This window comes from Denitromonas iodatirespirans, assembly GCF_018524365.1.
GTDB classification, from domain to species: Bacteria; Pseudomonadota; Gammaproteobacteria; order Burkholderiales; family Rhodocyclaceae; genus Nitrogeniibacter; species Nitrogeniibacter iodatirespirans.
Genome location: NZ_JAEKFT010000112.1, coordinates 1 through 903, shown reverse-complemented (window position 1 = coordinate 903; position 903 = coordinate 1). Strand labels below are relative to the sequence as shown.

Genomic DNA, 903 nt, shown 5'->3' with positions numbered 1-903 from the left:
CCAGTGGAACTGGACTTTGATGCGGTGGTCGCGTTCGGTGCTCAGTGGCGCGTTGGCGTGGCCGACGACTCGGGCGTTCTGGGGCGACACGACGGGTTTGGGGCGCGGCAGGGGGAGGATCGGGGCGCTGGCCGGTTGGGCGATGAACCGATTGTGGTAGGTGCCGCTTTCGACGTCCGTTGCGCCGAGCAGCCGGGCCATGCTGGCGCCGAGGTTGTTGGCGGCATGATGTTCGACCGCAAGGACGCTGAACTGCCCGTCGCCACCGATGTGGCCGTCGTGTTGCGTGAGCTGGAAGCTCACACCTTCGGCCAGGCTGCGCGCGCGGCCGTGGCCGTGGAAGCGGCGGGTGCGGGTTTCGAAGGCGGCCAGTTGCCGATCGGCGTGTTGGTGAGCCGCGTCGACGCCGGTGAACGGGTAGGCCGACGCGCCGTCGTACACCTCCAGGGTGGGCAGGGGCGATTGCCCAGCGGCGCTGGTGGCGTCGGCGGCGGGTGAGGTCAGCTGCTTGTAGTCCCAGCCGCTGAGGCTGACTTTGTTGCTCTGGACGATGCTCACATCATGAAATCGCTGAATGGTGTCGCTGTGCTCGGGGGCATCCGCGCGATGGAAGCGGATCTCGGGTTGTGCGCAGACCGGGCGCTCGGCGTTGCGATCGAAAATGATCAGCCGGTGGCGGGCGTGGGTGGTCGCGTCGCCGGCGGCGGCGTTCTGGTCATGCTCGAAGCGGAACGACAAGCCTTCGGCCGCCAGGATCCGCCGCACGAAGGCCAGATCCGTCTCGCGATACTGGGTCAGCCGGCTGTGCTGGCGCAGCGATTGGGTGACGTCGGCATGCCAGTCGGCCTGCGGGTAGGCGGCGAACACCGTGCCCACCGTGTCGAGCACGTCGACATCCTGGAA

At 68.0% G+C, this 903-nt stretch carries 1 protein-coding gene; it reads right to left on the bottom strand.

The window, feature by feature from the left end:
* On the bottom strand, nucleotides 1–903 hold a 903-nt coding region (locus I8J34_RS24165), incomplete at both ends, for a type VI secretion system Vgr family protein (protein WP_214364180.1).